Genomic DNA, 21,228 nt, shown 5'->3' with positions numbered 1-21,228 from the left:
TGAATTTTCGTAGGAAAATCAATTGATTGGAGCCACCCTCCACTGCCGTCTCAGGCAGCGAGGGCGCGAACTATACGGACTACTGTGCTTCTGCGCAAGTCTTTATTCAGCTGTTACGCAGCCCTCTTATTTTGAGGGGAGTATTGAGGCCGCATCCGACCTCCCGACGATCACATTTCCGTCTCAGTTCGCACTCCCGCATAACTACCTTAAGGTCGAAAGGTACAAATCCCAAAGAGAATCCTTAGAGGCTAGTGCAGCTCCCTATCCTTCGCCTTATCACCAGCAGTTTCGCTACTTCGATTGGCGGGTTTTGGGTGTACTCTGCCCCATAGCCACAAAGCCGGACCCGAAAGTGTATAGAGAACAGCCAAAGTGAGGAGAACACCAGCGGGGTCGATGGTCACAAGGCTAAACACCAGGATTACTGCAAGCATCATCACAAAGGGTACTCGACCCTTGAAATCAAGTCCCTTGAAGCTTGTATAGTGGAAATTTGAGACCATTAAAAGCCCTGCCACGGCGGTTACCAATGCGGCGATCATTGCCATACCAGCGCCGACATCGAGATCGTGTCCAGCCCAAACCATGCTGGCAACAATTGCCGCAGCTGTTGGACTGGCAAGACCAATAAATACCCCTTTATCGACGGTATCTACCTGGGTATTAAATCGGGCCAAGCGCAGGGCGGCGCAAGCCGCATATAAAAACGCGATAGCCCAGCCAAATTTGCCCAAAGAATCCAGCCCCCAGCTAAAAGCTACCAGAGCTGGAGCAAGGCCGAAAGAAACCATGTCAGAGAGGGAATCATATTGCACGCCAAAGGCACTTTGAGTGTCGGTCAGACGTGCAACCCGCCCATCCAGGCCATCCAAAACCATAGCCACAAAAATTGCGATCGCGGCAGCCTCAAAGTTTCCGCTCATACCGGCAATAATTGCGTAGAAACCGCTAAAAAGGGCTCCGGTGGTAATTAGGTTGGGCAAGAGATAGACACCGCGCGCGCGCACCTTTTTGCCATTCTCTGCAACCTCTTCCTCAATGTGCTCGTCGACGGGCAGACGAATTTCCTCATTCAGACCACTAATTGGGTCTTCGGGCTGCTTATCATCCCCTTGAACGCTCATAGACTCTCCGTTAATGCATTTTGCAGCCAGCGAGTGTACGCCATTGCCCTGTGTGGGCACAGGGCAAAAAAAAACGGCGGGGTATCCCGCCGTCTTTTTAGTTAAACAGTTCTCAACCGTTGCCTTCTGTCCGATCAATAATTTTATTCGCTTTAATCCAGGGCATCATGGCACGAAGCTTGGCACCCACCTGCTCAATTTGATGTTCTGCACCAATGCGGCGCTCAGCCTTTAAGCGCGGCTGTCCAGCGAGAGATTCCAACATAAAGTCCTTTGCGAATTTCCCGGTCTGAATATCCTTCAAAACGCGCTGCATTTCTGCTTTAGTCTCATCGGTAACAATCCGCGGCCCAGTGACATAATCACCGTACTCTGCAGTATTGGAAATAGAATAGCGCATGTCAGCAATACCGCCCTGATACATCAGGTCGACAATCAACTTCAGCTCATGCAGGCACTCGAAATAGGCCATCTCAGGCGCGTAACCGGCCTCAACCAGAGTTTCGAAACCAGCGGTCACCAGGGCGGAAACCCCCCCGCACAATACAGCCTGCTCTCCAAAAAGGTCTGTCTCAGTCTCCTCACGGAAATTGGTTTCAATAATTCCAGAGCGGCCGCCACCATTTGCACTGGCGTAGGAAAGTGCCAGTTCTTTCGCATTGCCGGAAGCATTCTGATAAACCGCAATCAGAGTTGGCACACCGCCCCCTTCAAGATAAGTGGAGCGTACGGTATGCCCGGGACCTTTTGGCGCAATCATAATGACATCTATATCTGCCGGCGGCTCAATCAGTTCGAAATGCACATTGAACCCGTGAGCAAAGGCGAGCGCCGCACCAGATTTTAAATTGGGGGCCACTTGCTCTTTGTAAATATTGGCTTGGTACTCATCCGGTGCCAGAATCATTACCACATCAGCATCTTTGACCGCACTCTCTACCTCGGCAACACGCAGGCCGGCACTCTCCACTTTGCTCCAGGAGCCAGAACCTTTGCGCAAACCGACAACAATATTTTCTACACCGGAATCCTTGAGATTATTGGCGTGGGCATGCCCCTGAGAACCGTAACCGATAATCGCAACATTTTTCCCGCGGATTAAAGACAGTTCACAATCTTTATCGTAATAAACTTGCATGACTAAATTCCTATTTCCTGCTATCTAAACACTTAATACTTTTTCACCGCGGGCGATTCCAGAAACCCCGGAGCGCACGACTTCCATAATGGTGTGCTCTCCCAATGCCTGTAAAAATGCATCGAGTTTTTGACCGGTACCGGCAACCTGAACCGTGTACATACTGCTGGTAACATCCACTATCTGCCCACGAAAAATATCTACACTTCGTTTGACCTCATCGCGCTGGGCTCCATTGGCGCGCACCTTTACCAGCAATAATTCCCGCTCAATGTGAGAGCCTTCCGTAAGGTCAACCAGCTTCACCACATCAATTAATTTGTTGAGGTTTTTTGTTATCTGCTCGATCTTGTGATCATCACCTATGGTCACCATGGTGAGACGTGACAAAGTAGCGTCTTCTGTAGGCGCCACAGTCAAGCTCTCAATGTTGTAGCCGCGCTGGGAAAACAATCCCACAACTCGGGATAGCGCTCCCGGCTCGTTCTCCATCAAAACCGAAATAATTCTCCGCATTTCCCTAACCCCTATGTCCGTTCGGTTTTGCTCAGCCACATATCACGCATGGAGCCACTCGGCATGACTTGCATCGGGTAGACATGCTCAGAGGGATCGACATAAACATCGATAAACACCGTGCGGTCTTTATGCGCAAAGGCTTCTTGCAGTTTTTCATGCAGGTCTTCTCTTCGCTCAATCTTCACACCCAGGTGGCCATAGGCTTCTGCAAGCTTGACGAAGTCCGGCAGAGACTCTTCGTAGACACTGTTGGAAAGGCGCCCTTCGTACTGCATTTCCTGCCACTGCTTCACCATGCCTAGTGCCTGGTTATTGAGACACAGAATCTTAACCGGCAGATGGTATTGAGTAGCGGTGGACAATTCCTGAATACACATCTGGATACTGCCCTCACCGGTCACACAGACAACTTCTTTATCTGGGTGGGCAATCTTCACCCCCAGGGCAGAAGGCAGACCAAAACCCATGGTGCCGAGCCCGCCGGAGTTAATCCAACGGCGCGGCTTGTCGAAATGGTAATACTGGGCGGCAAACATCTGGTGTTGTCCAACATCAGAGGTCACGAAGGCATCGCCCTCGGTGATATCGTAAACCGCACGAATGACCTCCTGCGGCATGATCAGGGCGCCGTCAGTTTTGTATCGCGGAACGGTATAGAGGCCGTGACGTTCACGCCAGTCGTCTATCTGACGCCACCAGTCAACGATTGCTGACTGGTCCGGCTGTTCCTCACTGGATTTAAAGGCTTCCAGCATATCAGCCAGTACTGACTGCACAGTACCAACGATGGGAATATCGGCGACGATGGTTTTGGAAATAGAAGCCGGGTCCACATCAATATGAATAATCTTGGCTCCCGGACAAAATTTGCTGGGTGTATTGGTAACGCGGTCATCGAAACGCGCTCCCACCGCCAGAATGACATCTGCATGATGCATAGCGGTATTAGCCTCGAAGGTGCCATGCATGCCGAGCATACCGAGAAAACGTTTATCGCTACCGGGAAAAGCGCCGAGTCCCATCAAGGTATTGGTCACGGGATAATTCAAATGGCGAGCCAACTCAGTGAGCAGTTCGGAGCCATCCCCCTGAACCACACCACCGCCAGCGTAAATTACCGGTCGCCGCGCCGATAGCAACAACGCCACCGCCTTGCGAATTTGTCCACTGTGGCCCTTGCCCGCCGGAGTATAGGAGCGCATGCGCAGCTTATCCGGGTAGCGATAGGGAAAGCGCTCGGCGGGGTTGGTTACATCCTTGGGTACATCAATCACCACAGGGCCAGGGCGGCCAGTCGTGGCTATATAGAAAGCTTTCTTAACGATCTCGGGAATATCCTCGGCGTTCTTCACCAGGAAACTGTGCTTTACGATTGGCCGCGAGCACCCAACCATATCGGTTTCCTGAAAGGCATCTTCACCGATCTTATCGCTGGGCACCTGACCCGAAATCACCACCATAGGAATCGAATCCATATAGGCGGTAGCAATTCCGGTAATCGCATTCGTGGCCCCTGGACCCGAGGTCACAAGTACAACACCCGCCTTGCCTGTTGAGCGGGCATAGCCGTCTGCAGCGTGAGTAGCACCCTGTTCATGCCGCACCAAAATGTGTTTGATGGACTTCTGCCTAAAGATGGCGTCATAGATATGCAGTGCCGAACCGCCCGGGTAGCCAAAAATCAGATCTACCCCTTCATCCTGCAGCGCGCGAACCAACATATCGCCGCCGGAAAGTAATTCCACTTGAGTCTCCTCAATTCACCTAGTTGGTAGGATAGCCATCACCAAAGAACCGCTAACCGAACGAACAACAAGAATGTTGAACGGCAATTGTAAAGGAAAATGATGACAGATATCAGCCTGTTGCGTGTTTACATGCCGATTTTTAGGATGAGATCATCGCGCGCAGTAAAACACCCAGCCTGAAACCGACACGGCGGTGTCCGAATTGCAGGCTAGCAGGCCTCCAGGGGTAGGGAGAGCCTCTCGGCGGAATTGCGGCGGAGGGGTGGTCCACCTGTGCTAGTGTCCTGGCCGCGGGTGTGCGGAGACGACTACTCGCCGAGGAAACAGTCGATTTTGCCAATCCAACATTGACTGTCAATAGACATGACTGAAAGTGTTAAGAGAGTTACAGGAAAGTCCACCGTTACCGGTACAATATGTCGGGTAAGGAAAGATACAACGATAAGGGGTAATCCGATGCGCATCGCACTCGCAATGCTATTCTCCGGCCTGGCACTGGCCGCTCAAGCCAACGGCATCTACAAGTGGGTGGATGAGAACGGCGTGGTGCACTTTGGGGAGCAGCCACCCAGTAGCACTGAGGTTGAAGTTATAAAGAAGCCGAAGTCGGAGCGCTACAAACAATGGGAAGCGGAACAACAGGCTGCGATAGCTGCAGAAAAAGCCAAACAAGTGGCTGCCAAGCCCACTCCCGAGAGAAAAAATACCACAAAACAAGAAGCCCAGGGCCCCTCAAAAGTGGATGAGCAAGTAGCCCGTGCCCAGGCAGCAGCACGCGCACAACGCTGTGAGTCCTCCCAGAAAAACCTAAAAGCCCTGACTACCCACGCTCGGGTACGTGAAATCGACGAACAGGGCAATCACCGTATGCTGGGAGAAGATGAACGCCAGGAACGCATTACCAAGGAAAAACAGAGTATCCGCGATAACTGCTAAGCCCTAGCTTTTAAAGCTCTTTATAGGGCGTTTCGTTAAACTGCTCCAGGCTGTAACGCTCGGTGTAATAGCCGGGTTCAAACAGCCTATCTGCCCTGGGCACCGTCACCCGCGCAATACTCAGCTGCTTAACCAGATAGGGGCCATCCTGATCGGCATCGCGGATCATCAGACCGTAAAATTCGAAGGGGATCCAGTGGCGCCCTGGAGAAAGCTCAACCGCATATTGGGTGCTGCCAATGGGCGTCTGCTCATCGTTGTAGAGGGAACCACGGAAGTAAAAACGGCCCTGTTGCAATATTTCCACTTCGGCTTCCACTAGTAAATTACCCTCACTGGTAAGCGAGTCCCGCAAGTTGCCAGTATAGCTGCCCGTATCCTCTGACAGTGTAAATGCCGCTGCATCGCGCAGGCCATCGATATCCGTATCCACGATAATCTTATAAATACCCGTTGGCAGCGACTGCCCTTGGTAAGCTCCCGCCTCTATCTCCGCCTCGTAAACCAAGTCCCCGTTGCCATCTTCAAAGGTCAGTGAACCCAGCACATGCTGGTCATCCAACACCATCAGGGCGGTCAGGTCCGCTGGTACCTTGGCACCATCGCTATCAGTCTGAAAGGCGAAGACACGCACGGTATCACCATACAGATAGAACTTCTGATCAGTCCACAGGGTCAAGGTGTCCCCATTGTCACTGTAGGTAGTGCGCTGGTCTGGGGCATGGGTCTGGGAAATCGGATCCTGCGAAGCGCTCTTGATCGCGCGATTTTCCGGTGGATAGCGGTGAAATTTTGCCAGATCAGAGAGCAGTGACTGGTGCAATTCGGTCTTGACCGGCCGCGCCTGGATCTCCTGCCAAACCTGAACAGATTTATCCTCGACCGATTTCTCTTCAACCAGCGCTACCTCTTGAAGCTCGGCCCTCTGTGGCTGTGGGGCATGGAGCCCGCCAGCTTCCGCCTTGGCAACAACCGCTGTGGATACTTCCCCACCCTCACCAGTGAGCCAATAAGCCACGGCTGCGGCGATAAAGACAATGGATCCCAGGATGGCTAAGCGCCCCTTGAGGCGATTGTTGCTGACGAACATAGGCTAGCTCCCGCAAAAATTACTGAGTACAGGCGGCAATTCGGCCGGCGCTGTTTTTACCAACCCCACAATTCAAACCATCGGGAATGCCATCGTAATCCGGAGACAAAATACCGCCATTGCGCTGAGCATCGTGATCGGTATAAATGCTGGCCAGATTGTAGGAGCGAGCCGTACCCTTATTGTCGTTGTCACAGGAGAAGGTGGCACTGCCGTAGGCAATACCCATGAAGGTGTCGTACTGCTTGAGGTTTGACCAGAGGCTTCGTTTGCCGGAACCAGAACAGTTCATCTGGGAAGCGAGATTAATGTAACCATCATCTTCACCATTCAACAGTGCCGAGGAAACGCTTTCTGCACCGGGAAAGCCCGCGTAGCCGCCAATGGTGTAGACAGGCGCACCCAGATTAGTGCCCACGTAATTACGCACGGTATAAATATCGTTGGTCTGCATATAGCGCACCGCGGCACACTCCCTGCCAAAGAAGAGGTCGTTGATCACCTCGTCATACCAAGTGCCATTACAGATACGATCCACGCCCTCGGTACCGGTGATTGCTCCACCAGTGGTGAAGATCGCAGCCACTCCGCTAATCGCACTATCAAAATCCACAGTAACCGCGTTGGCATCACTCAGGCTGGCAACCTGCACTTCCTCAGAAACGGTTTTACAGCTCTTGCTACCCCACCAAGTTGTCGAGCACTTTTTAACATCCTGTACTTCAGTATCTGTGTCGTACTGATTGTAAGCACGGTTGTAGTAAGGTGATCCTTCAACAGCGTTGCCAGCGATATACATCATCTGCGCAGCGCCCTGGCTGTGGGAAATAATCCAGAAGGTATCATCGGCAGAACACTGGTTTTCGTGTTCGAACCTGTCTCCGGCTCCACTGCGGATCTGAATAATTTGCCGTGCAATTTCACCGGAGGTTTTATCGTGCCAGTAGGGCAGCTCACCCTCATCGGTAGAGTTGTACCCCACTACTCCGTAATTACCGCCGCTGATTAGCAGCTGGTCGATAAAACTGCTGTTTTTATATTCATCGAAATAGGTTTCGCTCCAATAGTCCAGTGCCGGTTGCACTAAACTCCCATCGCTCTCTGTACTGGTTGTATGCCCCTCGACTCCATGTCCATGGACCAGGATGTAGCAGTTCTCCGCTACCGCTGCAGAAGTGCCTACCATCGCAGCAAAAAAAACAGACAGGCCTGCGCCCAGTCGTTTAGACAGTGTCATGGTTATTGACCTTTATAATTTTATAAGTGGATATTTACTGACTGCAGAGTCTCGAGGTATCCGTTTCGCAACACACTGCAGACCCCTGCAACTTATCTGCTGAAGTGGGTGCCGCAATAGGATTTATGGCGCCACAGGATGATCAAGTGCGCCACATGAGGCGACCGGTTCGTCATAATTCACATTATTGTTTTCTTAGATTGATACGCCTTTGCTATGATCGAATTAACGCCACCCGGACGGCAAAGAGTCATGAGAGACCAGAATAAAAATATGTCCGGCCATGCCGGCGTGCCTAAAATATTTGCACCCTATTTCGTTACAGCTGCTGCGCGGCTGGGTATTCCTATTGGTACTCTAATTGAACGGCTGCCTTTCGCATTTAGCTGGAATCCCCGCGAGAACGAGCGACTGAGTTACAGCGAGTTCAATGCACTGATTGAAAACCTGGTAGCACTTTCCCCAGTTTCTTCACCGGGACTCAGTTTCAGTCGCTTTCCTATTATCTTGTGGCTGGAAGAAACCATTATCGAGGCGCAACCCTCCCTGCGGCGGCCACGGGAAATACTGCGCCCTGCGGAAATTGTTTTATCGCAAACCCTGGCACCGCTACTAAGATTCGAAACAAGACAAGAAAAAGAATTTGAAGTCCTCACTCTGCAATGGCGCTTAGAATTATTTAGCGAATCGGTAAACCATTTCTTTGCCGAAATGTTAATGGCCCGAATCGCGGAATTATTGCGTACGCTGAACCCCCAGTTTACTGAGGTATGCGGTGTTAAGTTGCGCAGGCCAAAACCCGAGGATGATTCTATTTATGCCCGTATATTCCAAAGCCCAGTAGAATTTGACTGTGATACCAACGCCATTATTCTTGGCTCTGAAACACTGGATTTTCCTATCCCCAGCTACCACAAGTTACTGCGTAGCCAGAGCCGAAATGTTTTAAAAACTGTTTTACACAATACGCTATCGAGTTACAACTTAGCTGCGAGCCTGCGCTCATGGCTGGAAAAACACATTCTCCGCGAGGAAGTCACCATTAAACAGGCCGCCGCTCACTTTCGCACCAGCGGCCGCACCCTGCAAAGGAGATTGAAAGAACAGGGGGTTACTTTTCAGGAGCTAAAAGACAGTGTCACCCTGGCCCTGACCAAACGTCTACTGCTGTCCTCCAGTGAATCTGTCGAGAGTATCGCAATAAAGCTGCATTTTGCCGAGCGCGCGGTATTTACCCGCTTCTTTAAAAAACACGAAGGGGTTACTCCCAGTGAATTCCGCCGTAGTAACACCACAAGGGGTATCCTCGACGCTTAAAAGTATCATGCACGAGGCCATTAATTGCCCTGCACTTGTGCCCTTATCTTTTCGTAATCCCGCCCCAAATAAAGATACATGGCAGGCACCACAAAAAGGGTAAACAATGTGCCAATCGTCATACCCGAGGCGACGACCAGCCCCATGGCAAAACGGGCCCCACCACCGGGCCCTGAAGCAATCAGCAGTGGCACCATTGCCAGCACCAGTGATGCCGTTGTCATCAATACCGGCCGCAGACGAATAGAAGTGGCCTCCTCTATAGCGATACGCTTATCCACTCCCCCCATTTGTAGTTTATTGGCAAACTCCACAATTAGAATTCCATGCTTGGAGATAACGCCGATTAAAGTCACCAGTCCCACCTGGGTGTAGATATTAAGTGTGGTTAGACCCAGGCTTACAAAGATCATAGCGCCGCACACACTCATCGGGACAGTCACCAGCATAATTAGAGGGTCGCGCCAGGACTCAAACTGAGCCGCCAGCACCAGATAAATTACTATCAGTGCGAAGAAAAATGTTATGACTAATTCAGAACCTTCCGTTTTGAATTGACGGGATTGACCGGAGTAGTCCACAGAATACTCGGCTGGCAGTATTTGCCTCGCCGCATTTTCCAAAACGTCCAACGCTTCACCTAGGGTGACACCCGGGCGCGGCACCCCGGATATCGTAACCGCATTAAGTTGCTGGAAGCGTTTTAATTGTTGTGGCTCAACGATTTGGCGCAGATTAATCAGGGTATTAATAGGAACCAGGTCCCCGTTAATCGCCCGGATATAATATTGCTTCAACTGGGCAGGAGTCAGGCGATCAACTCGCTCGACCTGAGGGATCACCTTATAACTACGATTATCAAGTGAAAAGCGATTAACATAAGCACCGGAAAGCATTGCCCCCAAGTCACGACTGAGGTTCACCATATCCACCCCCATAGTCGCAGCCTTCTCTCGGTCTATTTCAATAACGACCTTAGGCTTATCAATTTTCAGGTCGGAGTCCAGAAAAATAAACTTCCTGCTTTGCAAGGCCTTTGCCATAATCTCACTGGCAACATCGGCGAGATTCTCCACTGGCTCTGTTGCCCCGATAACAAATTCCACCGGCAGTTGACCACCTGCAGTGGGCAAGCTCGGCGGCACAACCACAGCCACTTTAAGACCAGCGATGTTGCGCACATCCTCACTGATTAGTTCCTGCATTTGTGCAGTGTCACGTTTACGCTTTTCCCAGGGCCCTAATACAAAGCCCGCCGTAGCATTATTGACACCACTGCTAAAAGTACCGGCGCCATTGAGCAGGAAAATATTTTCCACCTCAGTATAGAGATCAGCAATATCCACCAACTCCCCTGTATATTGCTCAACATAATCCAGTGTTGCATAAGCATCTGCTGTGGATATAGTGAGGACCAAACCCCGATCTTCTGTAGGCTCCAGCTCCTGCGGTGAAGTAATAAAAAGAAAATAACAGCTCACCAAAACAATCAAGCCGAAAAGTAAAATAACGCTGCGTTCCTCTAATGCGTTGTGCAAGCGCTTTTCAAAACCCTTCTGTAAATTCGCAAAGCGCCGCTCCAACCAGGCCTCCAAGCGTGTCCCCCCACCGTCACGCGGCTTCAGTATCCTAGAGGCCATCATTGGTGAAAGTGTTAGCGCGACCACACCCGATAGCAGCACGGCACCGGCGAGAGAAAACGCAAACTCGATAAATAGAGTTCCGGTAAGACCACCGAGAAAGCCAATAGGAATATACACGGCGATCAACGTGGTAGTCATAGCTACTACTGGCCATGCAAGTTCTCGAGCCCCTACAATGGCAGCTTCGCGTGGCGTGAGCCCCTCTTCAATATGGCGGTGCACATTTTCCAAAACGATAATCGCATCATCCACGACGATGCCAATAGCCAGCACCATACTTAACAGAGTTAGCAAGTTGATGGAAAAGCCCATCAACAGCATCAGAAACATTGCACCCACTAAGGAAAGAGGAAGCGCGATGGCAGGAATCAAAACACTGCGCAAAGACCCCAGAAACAGATAGATGACCACGATAACGATAATCACTGCTTCAACAATGGTACGCACCACTTCAGAAATAGAGTCCTGAATATACTCAGTACTGTCATAGGGAATTTCTCCCCGCATCCCCTCCGGTAGCTGGGGAAAAATTTCACTCTCCAGCTTTTCCCGTACATGTTTGATGACATCCAAGGAGTTTGCATTGGGGGCGACTTCAATAGCAATAAAAGTTGCAGACTGCCCGTTAAATGTCACCGAGCTATCGTAAGTCTCCGCTCCCAACTCAATATCCGCTACATCTCTAAGTCTTACCAATTGATCGCCGCTCGCACGCACCACCAGATTTTGAAAATCCACTTGGCGGGAAATATCCGTGTCTGCACGTATTTCTATTGCTACTCTAGAGCCCTTGGTGGCCCCCGCTGCAGAAAGGATATTGTTATTGCGCAGGGCATTGGCTACGTCTTCAGGTGTCACCTCCAACGCAGCCATTTCTTTAGGCTTCAACCAGGCGCGCATAGCAAAAGTACTGTCTCCAAGCAAACGTGCACGCTGTACCCCGGCTATAGTGGCCAGCTTGGGCTGCACAACCCGAACTAAGTAATCGGTAATTTGATTGTTAGCGAGGATCTCCGAGGAAAAAGAAAGGTACATGGCAGCGGTTGTTTCCCCCTGCTGCATCTCCACACTGGAATCCTCAGACTCTTCGGGCAAGTCGCTGCGCAATTTATTTACCTTTGCAACAATTTGAGTCAGCACCTCGTTGGGGTCGTAATCAAACCGCACATAGGCATTGATGGTCGAGAGCCCCTGTACGCTGGTAGATACCATGTAATCTATGCCATCCGCCGTTGCAATCTCCTGTTCAAGCGGCGTGGTAATAAATCCCTGTACAAGATCGGAGTCTGCTCCCACATAGACAGTAGTGACTGTAATAACTGCATTCTCCAGTTCCGGATACTGACGAATATTTAATTCAGTTATTGAGCGCAAGCCCAGTAGAAAAATAAATAAACTGACTACTGAAGCTAATACCGGTTTACGAATAAATATCTCTGTAAAATTCACCGCAACACCCAGTAGAAATTAACTGTTTTCAGGAGTGGGAGATGGGTCCTCTGGCGGCTTGTTCTCATTGTTGATTACCGCAGCCTCACCATTGCGCAATTTAAGCAAGCCACTGCTGGCCACCTCATCGCCCTGCAGCAATCCTTCTACAATTTCCACCAGATCACCGCGCTCCTCACCGGTTTTAACAAAGCGTTTGTTTGCGGTGACACTGTTGTCAGAGGCTTCCGTTTCCAACACAAAGACCGATACGCCATAGGGAGCAAACAACAGGGCCGTTCGGGGGACCACAAGTACTCGGCGGCTGGCTTCAATTTTTACAGAAACCTGGGCAAACATACCTGGGCGCAGGTGCTTCTTGGGATTTTCGAGCGTAGCCTGTATCAGGAAGTTGCGGCTGGCTCTATCTACTCTGGGGTCTACTGCGGTAATTCTCCCCCGGTAGGTTTTACCGGGAAAAGCATCGGTAGTCAGGCTGATAGGCATCCCCTCCTTAACCAGAGAGTATTTCTGCTCTGGCAGGGAAAAGTCGACAAAGATAGGCGTGAGCTGTTGAAGAGTGACTACCGCGTCCCCCGGGCTGACATTCTGCCCAAGATCAATACGGCGTATTCCTAGAACACCATTAAAAGGCGCCAGCACTCTACGCTGATCCACCCTGGCGCGCTGTACCTCGATATTGGCCACCACCTGATCCAAGGTGCTACGTGCACTATCGAGCTCTGCTTCGGTGGTCACACCACGAGCGGTAAGCGTTTTAATTCGTGCATAATTGCGCCTTGCCAAACGCAGCTCAGCATCCAGAACCTGCAGCTGTGCTTTCTCCGGCTCGGCGAATATTTCTACGAGAAGGTCGCCTTTGTGTACATACTGGCCGGACTTGAAGTGGATAGCACTAACCACACCCTCGGCCTCTGTCGTAACCTCAACACCATTGACGGCACGGACTGTACCAACCCCGCTTAAATCCTCTGGCCAATTTTGCACCTGCGCTTTCGCCGAGGTCACTGTAGGAGCCGGCAAACGCATATTGTCCAGAAATTGATTCACCATACGCTGGACAATAAATTTATACGCAAAAATACCGCCAAAAAGTACCAGGCACCCGAGCAGCATTAGCACCATGCGTTTACTGATAATTTACCCCCGATCATTCACAACAATGCCGCGGATCGACAAGACGGAGGTCTGACTCTGGGAGCCACCAACTAAACAGACCACCAGATTTAGTTTATAAAGAAAATCCCGTGCGTATTGTTAGACTCTCATTGGATTAGCCTGAAAAGATATTTGAACGCCATGGAAGGGACGGAAGTGACGATAATGGTGGAAAGATAGGTACCTGCACCCAATTTTGAGCGAGATAAAGAAGGAGGAAGAAAACGAAATATCCTACTCTAAAAGTCGATGAAACAGATGTATAACTAGCTGTTTCATCGACAGAGAAACGAATAATACCGACTAGCGGAATACCGCCCGATCACCCTCGACATCCGCGTGGATAGTGGTGCCGGGAGTAAATTTACCTGCGAGCACATCTTGCGCCAGTGGGTTTTCCAGCCAGATTTGTATCGCCCGTTTCAGTGGCCGCGCGCCATAGACCGGATCAAAGCCCACCTCAGCAAGCTTATTCAACAGGCCCTCGGAAACCTCCAGCTTCAGATCACGCTCGCTCAGACGGCGGCACAATTGTCGCAACTGAATTTCCGCAATGGAGCGCACTTCCGCCTTATCCAGCGGGTGGAATACCACTACCTCATCAATACGGTTAATAAATTCTGGGCGGAAGTGATTGCCCACCACTTCCATCACCGCATTTTTCATCTGTCGATAACGAATTTCGGCATCCAAGTCATCACCACTCTCGGCGCTGGCAAACTTTTGGATCAGGTCCGACCCCAGGTTGGAAGTCATCACTACAACAGTATTGCGAAAGTCCACGGTGCGACCCTGGCCATCGGTCAAGCGACCATCATCCAGCACCTGCAGCAGGATATTGAATACATCCGGATGTGCCTTTTCCACTTCATCGAGCAACACCACTGAGTAGGGTTTACGACGCACCGCCTCAGTCAGATAGCCGCCCTCCTCGTAACCCACATACCCCGGAGGTGCGCCTATCAGGCGGGCCACTGAGTGCTTTTCCATAAATTCCGACATATCGATGCGCACCATGGCATCTTCGGTGTCGAAGAGAAATTGTGCCAGCGCCTTACAGAGCTCAGTTTTACCAACCCCGGTGGGGCCCAGAAATAGGAAAGAGCCGTTGGGGCGATTAGGATCGGCGAGACCCGCGCGGGAGCGCCGCACCGCATTGGCGACAGCTTCCACCGCTTCACCCTGGCCTATAACACGTTTGTGAAGCTCGTCTTCCATACGCAGTAATTTTTCCCGCTCGCCCTCCAGCATTTTGGAAACCGGGATACCTGTCCAGCGAGAAACAACTTCGGCTACTTCTTCATCGGTTACCCGATTGCGCAACAGGCGCGGCTCTTCACTTGCCTCATGGGTTGCAGCAGACTTCAACTGTTGTTCCAGCTGTGGGATAACACCGTACTGCAGCTCCGACATTCGGGTTAAATCACCGGCGCGACGCGCCGATTCCATATCCAACTTGGCCTGTTCCAGTTTCTCTTTCAGGTCGTGGCTACCCGCAAGCTGGGATTTCTCCGCTTTCCAAACTTCCTCGAGATCGGAGTATTCCTTTTCCAACTGGTGAATTTCCTCCTCCAACTTGGCTAACCGCTTTTGTGTGGCCTCGTCATCTTTATCTTTTTTGACTGCCTCGCGTTCGATTTTAAGTTGGATTAAACGGCGTTCCAGTTTATCCATCGATTCCGGCTTGGAATCTATTTCCATGCGGATACGACTGGCCGCTTCATCGATCAGGTCGATCGCTTTGTCCGGCAGCTGACGATCGGTAATATAACGCTGGGACAATTTGGTGGCAGCAATGATGGCCGAGTCGGTGATATCCACGCCGTGGTGCACTTCGTAGCGTTCTTTTAATCCCCGCAATATGGCAATGGTATCTTCCTCGGTGGGCTCATCCACCAGTACCTTTTGGAAGCGACGTTCAAGGGCCGCATCTTTCTCGATGTACTGGCGATATTCATCCAGGGTTGTGGCGCCAACACAGTGCAACTCACCGCGCGCTAGAGCCGGTTTAAGCATATTACCGGCATCCATAGCGCCCTCGGCTTTGCCCGCCCCCACCATGGTATGCAGCTCATCAATAAACAGAATGATCCGCCCTTCCTGCTTGGAGAGCTCATTGAGAACAGCTTTTAAGCGCTCTTCAAATTCTCCACGGAACTTGGCGCCGGCTAGCAGAGCGCCCAAGTCCAATGACAACAGACGCTTGTCTTTGAGGCCCTCGGGAACCTCACCGTTCACAATTCTCTGAGCGAGCCCCTCGACAATCGCGGTTTTTCCCACACCGGGTTCACCGATCAGTACCGGGTTGTTTTTAGTGCGGCGCTGCAATACCTGTATCGTACGACGAATTTCATCGTCACGACCAATCACCGGATCCAGCTTGCCGGCTATCGCGCGTTCGGTCAGATCCAAGGTGTACTTATCCAATGCCTGACGTGCCTCTTCCGCATTGGGATCGTCAATTTTTTCATCACCACGCACTTTTTGTATCGCTGCCTCTAATTGTTTTAAGTCGCCATTGGCATTGAGTATTTTGGCAATTTCCCCTGCAGCAGAATCAAACGCAGCGAGTAAAACTGTCTCACTGGAAATAAAACTATCACCATTTTTTTGCGCTTTTTTATCCGTGAGGTTCATCAGGCGCATCAGCTCCTGCGACATACCCACGTCCCCAGTGGGGGAACTGATAGTTGGCAGGTTATCCAGCCTTTTAGCCAGATCATTGCGCAGACCATTTAGATTAAATCCGGCCTGCGACAAAAATGCAGGCACGCTGCCGTTATTTTGGTTGAGCAGCGCAAGCAACAGGTGCTCTGGATAAATTTGGTTGTGATCTCTGCCAACGGCCAGAGATTGTGCATCGGCAAAAGCTGCCTGCAGCGGGTTTGTCATTCTGTCTATACGCATGAATGCAACCTCTCCTACTCGGGGATTTTTGTAGTACTGGGTCGATAGCAGCCAAGCGGCGCCACGCTTCAGTGTAGTGTTGGGAAATAAAATAGGGGCGGGAGGAAGGTTTTCAATGATTTAAATCAATTGGTGGGAATTCCTAACGTAAATCACTAATGCGCAAAATAATTTTTTCTTAAATCTAGTTTTAAATCCACACCTGAAGCTTGATTTTTGCGCTTAAGACCCCAATAGAAGTCAAAGGAAAAAGTGGTTCACTCTGCCATAGCCTTACCTCAACTCAGGCAAAGGAAGCGAAAGCGAAGTAAGACATAGAAAGCACAGCAAAAATCACTCGCCTTTCTTTACTGTGTTCTCAGCTTTCATCATCCGCCAACCAGATTAATGAAGCCATTCGTCCGGTAGTTCTTTCCCTGCGGTAAGAAAAAAAACGTTCGGCTTCATTCACTGTACAATATTCTCCCCCATAAATATTTTCTATGCCAAGTTCAGCCAATTCAGCTCGCGCCAGGGCATAGATATCAGCAAGAAAGTGCAAGGGTTTCTTACTGTGGGGACGAAAACACTGAGCAATCGCCTCGGTATGCGTGCCACTTTGCGCATGCTCGAAAAAGGCTTCTAAAACATCGACGCCCGTTTCAAAAGCTTCGGGGCCAATCGCAGGCCCCAGCCAGACTAGTAATTCTTTTGGGTCGCAATCAAGCGCAGTAACCGTGTTACGCAAAATGCCCTCGGCCAAACCGCGCCACCCCCCATGTGCTGCAGCTACCCTGGTGCCCGTCTTGTCGCAGATAAGCACCGGCAGACAGTCCGCTGTGAGGACCGCGCAAGCAGCGCCACCGCCAAGGTTAAAGCTGGCATCAGCGGTACGCACAAGCCCATCGCTCTGTGCCTCAATGACCTTGTCACTATGAATCTGCTCCAGCCACTGAGGCACCGCCGGCAGCTTCAATTCCTCCGACAACTGCTGCCGGTTGGCCATTACTGCAGGTTCCTCATCCCCCACATGGGCGCCAAGATTGAAGCTGCTAAAAACTCCGGTGCTAGTACCGCCATTGCGCAAGGTAGTGACGGCACGCACCCTGGCTGGCGCCGGCCAAGAGGGGGTCAGGTAATGATCGAGGGACATAGTTTTTCTGCTTTATATCGATGTTGCGGAGCGGGCCGTGACTGCACACTCCACCTCAAGTGAAGATATAGTCACAGATTTCACTCACTCCGATCCCTATTGAGGAGCTCGAGCAACTGAAGCATATCCGTTGGCATAGGAGCACACCAGTGCATATTTTCCCCGGTGCGCGGGTGAACCAGGGCCAACTCTGCAGCGTGTAGGGCCTGACGGGGAAACCCCTGTAGTGCCTCAACCAGCTCCCTGTTAGCCTCGGCGGGCAATTTAGGCCTCCCACCATATAGCGGGTCGCCGACCAATGCATGACGAATATGGGCCATATGCACTCGAATCTGGTGGGTACGCCCGGTTTCCAGCTTGCAGCGCAACAGGGTGTGGGCACGGAAACGCTGATGCACTTGATAATGCGTGATGGCTTCTTTACCACCAAAATCGAGTACCGCCATTTTCAGTCGATTCTGGCGATGGCGACCGATAGGCGCGTCAACGCGACCGGGGCCGGTGATATAGCCTTGTACTAAAGCGTCATACTGCCGACTGACCGTCCGCTGCTTCAATTGGTCTACAAGGTGTACCTGTGCCGGTAAAGTCTTGGCGACAACCATCAGGCCACTGGTGTCTTTGTCTAAACGGTGCACAATGCCAGCACGGGGAATCACCTCCTGATTTGGGCAGTGGTGTAGCAAGCCGTTTAGCAAAGTGCCATCAGGATTACCCGCAGCCGGGTGAACCACTAGACCTGCAGGCTTATTGATCACAATGAGACTATCGTCTTCATAGACAATATTCAGGTCCAGGGCCTGGGCACTCCAGCTTCCCTGAGCCTCCAATTCCGCGCGTAGACTAAGCTGCTCACCGCCAAATAGCTTATCCTTAGGCTTGGCAACAGCACCATTCAAGGTGAGCTGGCCGCCTTTGATCCAGGATTGCAGGCGAGCGCGGGAGTAATCGGGAATTAATTCGGCTGCTGCCTGGTCTAATCTTCGACCAGCCATACTGGCCGGAACTTCAATATCGAGTTTTAGGTGGTCATTCATCAAACAATTGCAAATACTTTGGGCAGCTCCGGGACTGTGTTTAAATGTCTGGAGCGCCAGATTAATCTTGGCGGATAGTTTAATAAGGTAGAGTGTGAGAATGATAGAGCGAGGGGCTATGCAAGCCTGGAAAATGCTGTCGCTGGCCTTGGTGTCGGTATTATTGGTTGCCTGTGCCAACACCGATGACTCCGAAGAGGGCCTGCCCACTGGCAACCGCACTGAACAAGCCTTCTATGAGGCTGCCCAGCGGCAACTTCGCACTAGCCAGTGGGATCTGGCGATCAAGAACCTGCGCGCCCTGGAAGACAACTTCCCCTTCGGCAACTATGCAGAACAGGCCCAGCTGGAGCTGATCTACGCCTATTACCGCAACTATGAAAACGATGCCGCCATCGCCGCAGCGGACCGTTTTATCCGGTTGCATCCGCAACACCGCAACGTCGATTACGCCTACTACATGAAGGGACTATCCTCCTTCACCGAGGGCGCCGGCCTGTTTGAGCGCTTTATGCCTACCGACCTCACCAACCGAGATCCAGGCGCTGCTCGCGAATCCTTCGCCTACTTCTCTCAGTTGATGGCCCGCTATCCGGAAAGCCGCTACGCCGCAGATGCGCAGAAACGCATGATTCACCTGCGTAACCTGCTGGCTCGCTATGAGATCCATGTGGCCAACTACTACTTCAAGCGCGGCGCCTACCTCGCCGCCGCCAACCGTGGCCGCTATGTTGTGGAAAACTTCCAGCAGACTCCGGCCGTACCCGATGCACTCGCAGTGATGGTACAGGGCTACCACATGATGGAGATGCCGGAGCTGGAAGCCAACGCCCTGAGCGTGCTGCGCAACAACTATCCCAAGCATCCAGCGTTCAATGAAGATGGCACCTTCAACTATGACTTCTTCAAAGGCGCCAGCGGCCGCAGCCTGGTACACCGTGTTACCCTCGGGTTGTTTGAAAAGTCTGATCCCGAAGGTTTCGATAGCCGCGAGCTGTATAACCCCGAGTACAACCGCAATGAAGCCCCTCTCCCTCCGGAGCTGATGTAACACCCCTTGCTGAACATAAAACGGCGCCTTTCGGCGCCGTTTTATGTTCTAGTCCAGCTTACTCGCCAGCCTTCCAACCATTGGTTATCGGGTAGCGCCGATCTCGGCCAAAACCCCGCTCTGAAATCCGCACACCCACGGCAGCCTGGCGACGCTTGTACTCATTGCGTGATACCAGGCGTACCACACGCTCAACAATGCTGCGCTCAAATCCCTGCTTAACAATTTGCTCGGCACTGAAGTCTCTGTCGACGTAGAGATTCAGAATCTCATCCAACACTTCGTAGGGAGGCAGACTGTCGGTATCCGCCTGATCTGGGGCCAACTCAGCACTTGGCGGTCGTGTGATAACAGTTTCAGGAATGACTTCCGAGACCGTATTTCGATAGCGCGCCAATTCAAACACCAGTACCTTGGGCACATCTTTTAGCGCGTTGAAGCCCCCAACCATATCTCCGTAAAGAGTCGCATAACCGACTGCCATTTCACTCTTATTACCGGTGGTCAGTACCATGGCCCCCTTCTTATTGGAGATCGCCATCAGCAATACTCCGCGAGTTCGCGCCTGCAGATTTTCCTCGGTGGTATCTCTCGCACTACCAGCAAATTCTTCCGCCAATGCCCCCATGAAGGCATCGAAAACGGGCTCGATTCCAATTTCCCGGTAATCGACGCCAAGGCGCTGTGCCTGATCGGCGGCATCGGTCTTACTCAGATCTGAAGTGTAATGGAAAGGCATCATCACTGCTTCCACCCGATCTTTGCCCAGTGCATCCACGGCAATCGCCAGGGTCAAAGCCGAGTCAATGCCACCTGAGAGTCCCAGTACCACACCGTTAAAACCATTTTTATTAACATAATCGCGTACTCCCAGTACCAGCGCCTGATAAACCGATGCCAGATCCCCCATAAGAGGCGCCACCTTACCTGGTAATAGGGTTACTCTTCCACTCTGCTGGGATACCGATACGGGCAGTAACTGCTCGGCAAATTCTTCTGCCCTGGCGCAGATCTGTCCATCAGCATCCACAGCCATTGAACCCCCATCGAAGACCAGCTCATCCTGACCACCACACCAATTCACGTACACAATTGGTGTTTCCGCTACACGTGCCTGAGTGGATATCAACTCCTGTCGCTGAAGAGATTTACCGCGATGAAAGGGAGAGGCATTGATATTCAGAATCAATTTGGCCCCTGCCTCTACGGTCTGCTGTATGGGTTCCCGATGCCAGATATCCTCGCAAATGCTAAAGCCTACCGAAATACCCTTGATATCCACGACACAAGGTTGATCACCTTTGGTGAAATAACGTTTCTCATCGAATACTTGATAGTTTGGCAATTTTTGCTTGGCATACTCCGCCACCAACTCTCCGTTGGCAATCAGGCCCGCCATATTAAACAGCTTGCCGTTTAGATGACGGGGATAGCCGATCAGAATTGCACAGGGCAGTTGAACAGCTTTCAATGCTTCCAGTGCAGCCTCAACGCGAGTTTGCATACTGGGACGCAGCAGTAAATCCTCTGGAGAATAGCCACACAAAGTCAACTCGGGAAAAAGGACCAGATCGGCACCCAATTCACGGTGGGCCCTGTTAGCCACCTCAATCACTCGAGCGGTGTTACCTGGGATATCTCCTACGAGAGAATTGATTTGTGCCAGCACTAGCTGCAAAGTAGACATGGTTAAACCTCGGACAAGACAGGCCGCCATTGTAACCCCTGTGGGCTCTAAC

The 21,228-nt window shown here is 51.4% G+C and carries 15 protein-coding genes; 3 read left to right on the top strand and 12 right to left on the bottom strand.

Annotation, left to right across the window (positions count from 1 at the left end; translation table 11 throughout):
* Window positions 1–251: 251 nt before the first annotated feature.
* The 4 genes from pssA to ACJJIJ_RS21060 form a co-directional block, all read right to left on the bottom strand.
* Window positions 252–1,127 carry a CDP-diacylglycerol--serine O-phosphatidyltransferase gene (gene pssA / locus ACJJIJ_RS21075; RefSeq protein ID WP_444903789.1) on the bottom strand — a complete coding sequence of 292 codons (876 nt, stop codon included), beginning with the start codon at window positions 1,125–1,127 and terminating at the stop codon, window positions 252–254.
* A gap of 112 nt (window positions 1,128–1,239) precedes the next feature.
* Window positions 1,240–2,265, bottom strand: a complete 1,026-nt coding sequence (ilvC, locus tag ACJJIJ_RS21070) for a ketol-acid reductoisomerase (RefSeq protein ID WP_444938326.1) — start codon at window positions 2,263–2,265, stop codon at window positions 1,240–1,242.
* Between the two features lie 24 nt (window positions 2,266–2,289).
* Window positions 2,290–2,781: an acetolactate synthase small subunit gene (gene ilvN, locus ACJJIJ_RS21065; protein ID WP_252084471.1), complete on the bottom strand. Its 492-nt coding sequence runs from the start codon at window positions 2,779–2,781 to the stop codon at window positions 2,290–2,292.
* A gap of 11 nt (window positions 2,782–2,792) precedes the next feature.
* Window positions 2,793–4,529 (bottom strand): acetolactate synthase 3 large subunit, encoded by a 1,737-nt coding sequence (locus tag ACJJIJ_RS21060; protein ID WP_444883732.1) that lies wholly within the window; start codon window positions 4,527–4,529, stop codon window positions 2,793–2,795.
* Between the two features lie 459 nt (window positions 4,530–4,988).
* Between ACJJIJ_RS21060 and ACJJIJ_RS21055 the strand changes: the two genes are divergently transcribed.
* Window positions 4,989–5,468, top strand: a complete 480-nt coding sequence (locus tag ACJJIJ_RS21055; RefSeq protein WP_444883731.1) for a DUF4124 domain-containing protein — start codon at window positions 4,989–4,991, stop codon at window positions 5,466–5,468.
* A 10-nt stretch (window positions 5,469–5,478) separates the two neighbouring features.
* On the opposite strand, the gene ACJJIJ_RS21050 is transcribed toward ACJJIJ_RS21055, so the two are convergent.
* Together ACJJIJ_RS21050 and ACJJIJ_RS21045 are read right to left on the bottom strand one after the other, a co-directional pair.
* Window positions 5,479–6,558: a DUF4785 family immunoglobulin-like domain-containing protein gene (locus tag ACJJIJ_RS21050; protein WP_444938325.1), complete on the bottom strand. Its 1,080-nt coding sequence runs from the start codon at window positions 6,556–6,558 to the stop codon at window positions 5,479–5,481.
* Window positions 6,559–6,577: 19 nt separating this feature from the next.
* Window positions 6,578–7,795 carry a hypothetical protein gene (locus ACJJIJ_RS21045; protein WP_444938324.1) on the bottom strand — a complete coding sequence of 406 codons (1,218 nt, stop codon included), beginning with the start codon at window positions 7,793–7,795 and terminating at the stop codon, window positions 6,578–6,580.
* Window positions 7,796–8,047: 252 nt separating this feature from the next.
* Here ACJJIJ_RS21045 and ACJJIJ_RS21040 point away from each other — a divergent pair, with 252 nt between their 5' ends.
* On the top strand, window positions 8,048–9,112 hold the full coding sequence (locus ACJJIJ_RS21040; RefSeq protein ID WP_444938323.1) for an AraC family transcriptional regulator: 1,065 nt from the start codon (window positions 8,048–8,050) through the stop codon (window positions 9,110–9,112).
* Window positions 9,113–9,132: 20 nt separating this feature from the next.
* Here the strand turns inward: ACJJIJ_RS21040 and ACJJIJ_RS21035 are convergent, their stop codons facing one another.
* The 5 genes from ACJJIJ_RS21035 to rluD all read right to left on the bottom strand — a co-directional run bounded on the left by ACJJIJ_RS21035 (window position 9,133) and on the right by rluD (window position 18,438).
* A complete protein-coding gene (locus ACJJIJ_RS21035; RefSeq protein WP_444908677.1) occupies window positions 9,133–12,204 on the bottom strand; it encodes an efflux RND transporter permease subunit in 3,072 nt (1,023 codons plus the stop codon).
* A gap of 18 nt (window positions 12,205–12,222) precedes the next feature.
* Window positions 12,223–13,329, bottom strand: a complete 1,107-nt coding sequence (locus tag ACJJIJ_RS21030) for an efflux RND transporter periplasmic adaptor subunit (RefSeq protein ID WP_444938322.1) — start codon at window positions 13,327–13,329, stop codon at window positions 12,223–12,225.
* 336 nt (window positions 13,330–13,665) lie between these two features.
* Complete coding sequence (clpB, locus tag ACJJIJ_RS21025; protein WP_252084463.1) at window positions 13,666–16,269, bottom strand: ATP-dependent chaperone ClpB; 2,604 nt, start codon at window positions 16,267–16,269, stop codon at window positions 13,666–13,668.
* A gap of 358 nt (window positions 16,270–16,627) precedes the next feature.
* Window positions 16,628–17,401, bottom strand: coding sequence for a peptidoglycan editing factor PgeF (gene pgeF, locus ACJJIJ_RS21020; protein WP_444938321.1), 774 nt, complete (start codon window positions 17,399–17,401; stop codon window positions 16,628–16,630).
* 80 nt (window positions 17,402–17,481) lie between these two features.
* The gene (rluD, locus tag ACJJIJ_RS21015; RefSeq protein ID WP_444938320.1) at window positions 17,482–18,438 is read right to left on the bottom strand and encodes a 23S rRNA pseudouridine(1911/1915/1917) synthase RluD; all 957 of its coding nucleotides are present in this window, start codon (window positions 18,436–18,438) and stop codon (window positions 17,482–17,484) included.
* Window positions 18,439–18,556: 118 nt separating this feature from the next.
* On the opposite strand from rluD, the gene ACJJIJ_RS21010 reads away from it, so the two are divergent.
* Window positions 18,557–19,489 carry an outer membrane protein assembly factor BamD gene (locus ACJJIJ_RS21010; RefSeq protein WP_252084460.1) on the top strand — a complete coding sequence of 311 codons (933 nt, stop codon included), beginning with the start codon at window positions 18,557–18,559 and terminating at the stop codon, window positions 19,487–19,489.
* Between the two features lie 58 nt (window positions 19,490–19,547).
* Here ACJJIJ_RS21010 and ACJJIJ_RS21005 read toward each other — a convergent pair whose 3' ends face one another.
* A complete protein-coding gene (locus ACJJIJ_RS21005) occupies window positions 19,548–21,176 on the bottom strand; it encodes an NAD+ synthase (protein WP_444938319.1) in 1,629 nt (542 codons plus the stop codon).
* Between the last annotated feature and the right edge of the window lie 52 nt (window positions 21,177–21,228).

This window comes from Microbulbifer mixtoriginis (SeqCode) (assembly GCF_052467945.1).
The sequence above is the reverse complement of the archived record's forward strand: the minus strand, read 5'-3'. Positions and strand labels throughout refer to the sequence as shown.